A 314-nucleotide genomic window follows, 5' to 3' on the forward strand; every position below is an offset into this window, starting at 1 on the left:
ATCATTAAATATAAAGGCAATCTTGGTACGGTCAAAGAAATCAACCCCTAGCTTTGTTGATAAATCCTGCATTTTATGCACTGAGCTATCAATAGAACAGCCAGTGGCCATGTTAGCTGCTTCATCGACCGCAATCACAACAAACTGACTATGAAATATTTTATAAGATGCCTGTAATGCCGCACCATGTGCAGCCCAGCTTTCCATAAACTGAATGAGTTCTTTGTTCGTCAGTGCTACCTCCTCGTTAGAAAGCTTTCTATCAGCCTGATAGATCCACAAGCGAGCATTTTCTGAAATATCGTTGAATGGTA

1 pseudogene is annotated in these 314 nt (G+C 40.4%); it reads right to left on the bottom strand.

From position 1 onward, the window contains the following. Positions 1–314, bottom strand: a pseudogene (locus E1176_RS19990) (hypothetical protein); the annotation flags it as partial.

Source organism: Fulvivirga aurantia, from assembly GCF_009711475.1.
Classification (GTDB): domain Bacteria; phylum Bacteroidota; class Bacteroidia; order Cytophagales; family Cyclobacteriaceae; genus Fulvivirga; species Fulvivirga aurantia.